Source organism: Pseudomonas sp. MS15a(2019) (assembly GCF_013277805.1).
In the GTDB taxonomy this organism is placed as follows: domain Bacteria; phylum Pseudomonadota; class Gammaproteobacteria; order Pseudomonadales; family Pseudomonadaceae; genus Chryseomonas; species Chryseomonas benzopyrenica.
The window spans coordinates 147,365-153,947 of record NZ_VBTN01000017.1 but is presented as its reverse complement, the minus strand read 5'-3'; the positions used below and the strand labels follow the sequence as shown (position 1 = coordinate 153,947).

7 protein-coding genes are annotated in these 6,583 nt (G+C 65.7%); 2 read left to right on the top strand and 5 right to left on the bottom strand.

Features of this window, described 5'->3' with window-relative positions:
* Positions 1-237: 237 nt before the first annotated feature.
* The gene (locus tag FEZ61_RS23380; protein ID WP_173150561.1) at positions 238-1,128 is read right to left on the bottom strand and encodes a LysR substrate-binding domain-containing protein; all 891 of its coding nucleotides are present in this window, start codon (positions 1,126-1,128) and stop codon (positions 238-240) included.
* 131 nt (positions 1,129-1,259) lie between these two features.
* Here FEZ61_RS23380 and FEZ61_RS23375 point away from each other — a divergent pair, with 131 nt between their 5' ends.
* Positions 1,260-1,913: a DUF998 domain-containing protein gene (locus FEZ61_RS23375; RefSeq protein WP_231893012.1), complete on the top strand. Its 654-nt coding sequence runs from the start codon at positions 1,260-1,262 to the stop codon at positions 1,911-1,913.
* Positions 1,914-1,935: 22 nt separating this feature from the next.
* On the opposite strand, the gene FEZ61_RS23370 is transcribed toward FEZ61_RS23375, so the two are convergent.
* On the bottom strand, positions 1,936-2,196 hold the full coding sequence (locus FEZ61_RS23370) for a DUF2798 domain-containing protein (protein WP_064306712.1): 261 nt from the start codon (positions 2,194-2,196) through the stop codon (positions 1,936-1,938).
* A gap of 118 nt (positions 2,197-2,314) precedes the next feature.
* Between FEZ61_RS23370 and FEZ61_RS23365 the strand changes: the two genes are divergently transcribed.
* Positions 2,315-3,229: a LysR family transcriptional regulator gene (locus FEZ61_RS23365; RefSeq protein WP_173150559.1), complete on the top strand. Its 915-nt coding sequence runs from the start codon at positions 2,315-2,317 to the stop codon at positions 3,227-3,229.
* A 42-nt stretch (positions 3,230-3,271) separates the two neighbouring features.
* On the opposite strand, the gene FEZ61_RS23360 is transcribed toward FEZ61_RS23365, so the two are convergent.
* Genes FEZ61_RS23360 through FEZ61_RS23350 form a run of 3 tightly spaced genes read right to left on the bottom strand, consistent with a single transcriptional unit; the run spans position 3,272 to position 6,496 of the window.
* Positions 3,272-4,123, bottom strand: a complete 852-nt coding sequence (locus FEZ61_RS23360) for a universal stress protein (RefSeq protein ID WP_173150557.1) — start codon at positions 4,121-4,123, stop codon at positions 3,272-3,274.
* Positions 4,124-4,136: 13 nt separating this feature from the next.
* On the bottom strand, positions 4,137-5,621 hold the full coding sequence (locus FEZ61_RS23355) for a SulP family inorganic anion transporter (RefSeq protein ID WP_173150555.1): 1,485 nt from the start codon (positions 5,619-5,621) through the stop codon (positions 4,137-4,139).
* Positions 5,622-5,671: 50 nt separating this feature from the next.
* Positions 5,672-6,496: an ATP-dependent Clp protease proteolytic subunit gene (locus FEZ61_RS23350; RefSeq protein ID WP_173150553.1), complete on the bottom strand. Its 825-nt coding sequence runs from the start codon at positions 6,494-6,496 to the stop codon at positions 5,672-5,674.
* Positions 6,497-6,583: the final 87 nt, after the last annotated feature.

Genomic DNA, 6,583 nt, shown 5'->3' with positions numbered 1-6,583 from the left:
ATACCATTCAGGATGTGGAGAAAGGGAGCCGGCAGACACACTCTACGACACAGCATCGAGTGCTCAGGTTGGGCAGGTGCTTAGCCGGCTCCGGGTAATGAGGTAGCTAATCCCATTACCCGGGAGAGATACAAGGTTGGGCTGAGCTCAGCGAAGCCCAACGCCAGTTAGCTGAACACTGGGCCGCTGGGCTTCGACGGTGGAGCCGTCGCAACCCAACCTACGACCGGATCTCCCTCACCCCATCCTCGCCTCTTCCAGCAGCCAGCGTTCGAAACTTGCGAGCGCGGAATCGATTTCCGTCGTGGGACGGGTGACCAGCACATAGCGTTCACGCAGCTCCGGCAGGACCGGCCAGGGCGCCTGGAGTCGGCCGGCGGCCGGCGGCCGGCGGCCGGCGGCCAGATCCTCCTCGATGTAGTGCTCAGGTACCAGGGCCATGCCGAAGCCGGCCTTGGCGGCCTCGATCAGCAGCGAGTAGCGATCATAGGTAGGACCAACCGCCTGGGCGCCCAGGGGTAACCCGGTGAGCGTGGCATAACGGGCCCAGCTGTGCGGACTCTCCAGCTTGTGCAGGAGCGGCAGGCTGGCCGGAGGATTGCCCGCCAGACGTGGATGACAGACCGCGACCAGCTGCGTCTCGAACAACGGCTGCACCCGCAGACCGTGCCAGACCGGATGGTCATAGTTGATCGCGGCGTGCAGTCCGCTGTCTTCCAGGGCGAAGGGCTGCGTCCGCTCGCGCAGATTGACCTCGATGTCCGGATGGCGCGCCTGGAAGCGCGCCAGCATCGGGATCAGCCAGCGACCCGCCAGGGTCGGAATGACGCCAATCTCCAGCGCGGTGGTGCCGCGGGCCTGGGCGACCAGTTGCCGCGTGTGGCGTTCGATGTCGGCAAGGGCCGTGCGCATGTGCGCGGCATAGCGGGCTCCGGCAGCGGAAAGCTCGACGCGATTGCCGATCCGCAGAAACAGTCTGACGCCCAGTGCAGCCTCCAGCTTGGCGATCTGCCGGCTGATGGCGCCCTCGCTGAGCGACAACTCCTGCGCCGCCTTGGCGAAGCTGAGATGGCGGGCGGCCGCTTCCAGGGCCACCAGCGCCGTAGTACTGGGCAGGCGTCTAGTCATCAGCGGTCATCCTTGGCAGCGGGGCGCCCCAGGATGACGCCTGGGCAAGCTGCCTTGCAAAAAAATCCGTAACGCTCGCCCGCCAGCACCTCCTAGCATGACCAGACGATACCAGGGAGGCAGCAGCAGTGATGATGACGAGGACGTTCGCCTGGAACCGCATGGATCGGCTGCTGCTGGGCACGGGTCTGTTGATTCCGTTCTGGTTGACTATCGGCGTAGGGCTGACCGCCCTGGCGTATCCCGGTTACAGCCATGTCGATCATGCCCTGAGTCGGCTGGGGGCTGTCGATGCGCCCACTCAGGGATTTTCCGCCTGGCTCAACAACGTTCCTCTGGGGGTGCTGTTCGTGCTGGTCGCCCTGGGGCTGGCCAGACGTTTTCGCACGTCGCGCCTAGCCGGGTTGAGCGCGGCCCTGATCCTGCTCCACGGCCTGGCGAGCTTCGCCACCGGGCTGTTCCCCTGCGACCAGGGCTGCGCCCCGCTGCAGCCCTCCGTTTCCCAGCAGCTGCATAATCTGGCCGGCCTGGTGATGTTCCTGTCGCTGACCCTGGCGAGCGCGCTCTGGGCGTGGCTCGGCAAGCGGTTGCTGGCCTCGCCCGGCCTGGCTGCCTTCTCGGCGATCTGCACCCTGCTGGCCCTGGTCACCGCGGGCATGATGGCGAGCGCGGTCGCCGACGGCCAAGGCTTCGGGCTCTACCAGCGCCTCAACTATGCCGTGGGCGTCGCCTGGCTCGCCGTCCTGAGCGGAATGGCCAGGCGCAGCCCAGGTGGCCGGCCGTGACCGACAAGCCGCCTGAAACCGCTCAGGCATGGACGGTCAGGGCGACGAGTCGGGCGACCAGAGGCCGTACCAGCAACACGCAGACGAAGGCGGACGGCATGGCCACCTGATAGGCATTCATCACATTCCTGAAGTAGTCGGCGTCGAAGCCGAATTCCGCCAGGGTGATCACCAGGCACATCAGCAGGGCCATGATGGTCGACATATAGAGAGCGAAAACATAGGGCGTCGCCCGCTTGGGAAAGCGTGGTTTTATTGATGTGGCAGGACTGATTGGCTTCATCGGGTTGCCTCGGGTCAAGGAATCGAGGCCAAGCTTACAAGGGCGAGTCTCTGCCGGTAGCCTTCTCTGTCTTGGTTCACTATAAACAAAAATCAACGAATCCTTCGGCAGGGACCCCATGGACATCCTGGGCTTGATCAGTACCTACATCAGGGTCGTGGAAGCCGGCAGCATCGCCGGCGCCGCTCGCGCTCAGGGCCTGAGCGCGGCCGCAGTGAGCCAGAGCATCGCTCGTCTGGAGGCACATCTGGGCGTACGGCTGCTGTCGCGGACCACGCGCCGTCTCGCCATGACCGAAAGCGGCGCCCGCTATTTCGAGAAAGTCCGGCACATCCCCCAGGACGTCGAGATCGCCGCCCACCTGGCCACCCTGGCCAGCGAGCCGCAGGGACCGCTGCGGATAGCCACCACCGCCGCCTTTGGCCGCCACCTGCTGGCGCCGCTGCTGCCGGCGTTCAAGCGTACCTATCCGGGCATCGACATCGAATTGATTGGCAGCGACTGGCGCCTGGATCATCGCCTGGAACAGATCGATGTCAGCCTGAGGATCAAGGCGCAGCTGAACGACAGCCTGGTCGCCCGCCGGATCGCTTCTCGTGCCTTTGTGTTCTGCGCCGCGCCCGCCTATCTCGAACAGGCCGGCACACCCCATACCCCGGAAGAGCTGCAGCAGCACGCCTGCCTGCTGTTTCGCTACCCCACCGATGGACGCTATCTGCCCTGGCGCTTCGTACGGGCGGGTCAGACCTTCGAGGCCTCCACCCGCCCTGGCTTCGTCTGCGACGACATCGATATGATTGCCCAGCTCGCCGTGAACGGGGGCGGCATCGCACGCCTGGCAGACTTTGTCGCCCTGCCGCTGATCGAGCGAGGCCAGCTGGTGTCGCTGTTCGACGCCCAGAGCCAAGACGCCACCGCCGCGCAGTCGGAGCCGATGGACATCTATGCCTGCGTTTCCGAGCGTTCCGCGCTGAGCGGCAAGGTTCGCGCCTTCATCGACTTTCTCGAACAGGCCCTGCAGCCTGATTCCTGACAGGCGAAGGCCCTGGCCGCCGTAGCGACCAGGGCCGCTCTCTCAGGGACGCAGTATCAGGGTGGTGATGTCGGTGTGGTGCAACAGGTGGGACGTCTGACTGCCCAGCAGCAAGCGCCGGGCAGCGGAATGACGGTAGGCACCCATCACCAGCAGGTCGGCCCGAGAGGCCTGGACCCGCTCGGGAATCACCTCGGCCGGATGCCCTGCCACGAGCTGGGTCGTCACCTCGCTGCCGCCGGTACGCAGGAGCTCCGCAGCGGCCTCCAGTTCGGCCACGCGCGCCGGCGTGGACTCACCGACCTGCAAGACCTCGCCCTGCAGCCCTGCCAGCAACCCGCTCCTGGCGACCTCCAGCAATCCCCGATGGGTGGCATCGCTGCCGTCATGGGCGAGCAGAAAGCGCCGGGGTTCGCGGAAGTCGGCGGCGCACACCAGGATGGGCCTGTGCAGCGTGCGCACCACGGTTTCCAACTGGCTACCGATACCGCGGCGACCGGCATGCTCGCCGCGCTTGCCGATCACCAGCAGGCTCATGTCCGCCTCCAGTTCGCGCAGGGTATCCACCAGGTAGTCGTGCCGCTGGAGCATGGCAGGCGCCGTGACCAGCTCGCTGCCCTGCAACCGCTCCACGGCCCCAGCCAACAGGGCCGCGCCATCGGCACGTGCCAGACGCGCGCGCTGCTCGTCCAGCCGCGCCAGTTCTTCGAGCAGGTGCTCGCGCGAACCGAGACCGATGGCGCCGCTGGCATCGGGGGCTGTGGGATAGAGGCTACGCTCCAGGACATGCAGCAGGGTGAGGGGCAGCTCCAGCCGTTGTGCCAGCCAGGCACCGTGGTCGCAGACACTGCCCGCCAGGGGCGAGCCGTCGATACAGGCGATGATCTTGCTCATGGTGTCTCCCTCCTCAGTGGCCCAGCAGTTGGCTGCTGGCCCCGGGTTTGTCGTGGATGCCAAAGCGGTCGACCAGGGTCGCGCTGGCCTGATCGAGGTCGAGGACCTCCACGGTCACGCCTTCCCGGCGATACCTGAGCACGACCTTGTCCAGGGCGGCGACGGCGGTGATGTCCCAGAACTGGGCCGCCCTGAGATCGATGCGGACCTCGTCCAGCACCTCCTTGAAGTCGAAGGCCTCGATGAAGGCCGCGGTGGACGAGAAGAACACCTGGCCACGCACCTCGTAGACGCGAATACCGGGCGCCTCCAGACGCGACGTCAGCGTCAGTTGGTGCCCTACCTTGTTGGCGAAGAACAGCGCAGCCAGCAGCACCCCGACCAGCACGCCGAGCGCCAGATTGTGGGTGGCGACCACGACCACCACGGTGGCCACCATCACCAGGTTGGTGGAGAGCGGATGCCGCCGCAGATTGCGGATCGAATCCCAGCTGAAGGTGCCGATGGAGACCATGATCATCACCGCCACCAGGGCCGCCATGGGAATCCGGGCGAGCCAGTCACCGAGAAACACCACCATCAGCAGCAGGAAGACGCCGGCGCAGAGTGTTGACAGCCGGGTGCGTCCGCCGGATTTCATGTTGATCACCGACTGGCCGATCATGGCGCAGCCCGCCATGCCGCCCAGCAGGCCGGCGGCGATGTTGGCGATCCCCTGCCCCTTGCACTCACGATTCTTGTCGCTGGGCGTATCGGTGATGTCGTCGACGATGGTGGCCGTCATCAGCGACTCCAGCAGCCCCACCACGGCCAGTGCCAGGGAGTAAGGCAAGATGATCAGCAGGGTGTCGAGCGTCAGCGGCACCTGGGGCCAGAGCAGCACTGGCAGGGTATCGGGCAGCTGTCCCATGTCACCCACCGTGCGGATGTCCAGCCCCAGGACGAGGGAGACGGCCGTCAGCACCAGGATGCACACCAGCGGCGAAGGCAGCAGCCTGCCCACCACCGGCAGCAGCGGGAACAGATAGATGATGCCCAGCCCGGCGGCGGTCATGGCGTAGACCTCCCAGCCGACATGGGTCAGCTCGGGCAGCTGGGCCAGGAAGATCAGGATCGCCAGGGCATTGACGAAGCCCGTCACCACGGAACGGGACACGAAGCGCATCAGCGCGCCCAGGCGCAGATAGCCGGCGGCGATCTGCAGCACCCCGGTCAACAGGGTCGCGGCCAGCAGATACTGCAGGCCGTGCTCCTTGACCAGGGTCACCATCAGCAGCGCCATGGCGCCGGTAGCCGCCGAGATCATGCCGGGGCGACCGCCGACGAAGGCGATCACCACGGCGATGCAGAAGGAGGCATAGAGCCCCACCTTGGGATCGAGCCCGGCGATGATGGAAAAGGCGATGGCTTCGGGGATCAGCGCCAGGGCGACGACCAATCCGGACAGCACATCGTTCTTCACATTGGAAAACCAATGCGTCTTGAGGGTATTCAACATGGACAACTCGCACCTGTGCCTGACCCGTCAAGCGAGTGGCAGACGCCGGATCAGGCGTGAATTCCAGGGTTGGCAGCCGCCACGCCGCGGGCGCGACAGGACGACAGACGTCCTTGCGTCAGCGAGCAAGGACGGGAGAGGTGCGAGCTATGGGGGACTGGGTTGCCAGTCGCGGGAGGGGCAATGCATACCCCGAAGGTATCACGAAAGAACGAGCGCTTGTAGACCGCACTGCGGGTCTGGCCGGGCGTCAACCTGCCCTCACCGGCTTCCGCCATCGCTGACGAAATAGGTAGCCGGTCGGTCCCGCGCGGCAACCGGTCCGGCGCCCGGGTGATCAAACCGATGTCCTTGGCGGCGTCGTAGCCCAATCGTCGCCTGTTGCTTTCGGAGGACAGCAAGGTGGTGAGCTCCTCCGGGGTCAGCTTGAGGCAGCCCTTGTAGATCTCGCGGAACTTGAGGTTCTCGCGCTCGACGTCCTCGAACGCCTGCTTGGCCTGATCCGGCTTCATGTAGCCGTTGACGGCGATGGCCGCCGCGGCCGGATGCAGGAGAAAGCTGGCGAGCGGCGCCGCATAACGATCTTCGGCCGCGCAGTAGATCATGGTGGCGGATGAATCCGTCGCGGCGGCGTCGATGGTATTGATGTGCAGTGGATAGTGGCGGATGAAATCGTAGGCGACATAGCCCGCCTCCATGCTGCCGCCAGGGCTGTTGAGGTAGAGATTGACGTTCTTGGTGGCGGGGTACTTGAGGGCGATGTCGTTCAGGGCGGCCAGCAGGGAGCTGACCGAGCGGTCGTTGATACCACTGTTGAAGTACACCGACGCGGTGTCGGCGCTGGCAGCAGCGCCCTCTCCGCGGATGACGGTCATCTCGGCGGAGGCCTCCGGCAGACAGCCTGCGGCCAGCACGGCCAAGGTCCCGGCGGCCAACCGTTTAGCAACGCTCGAACGTCTCAT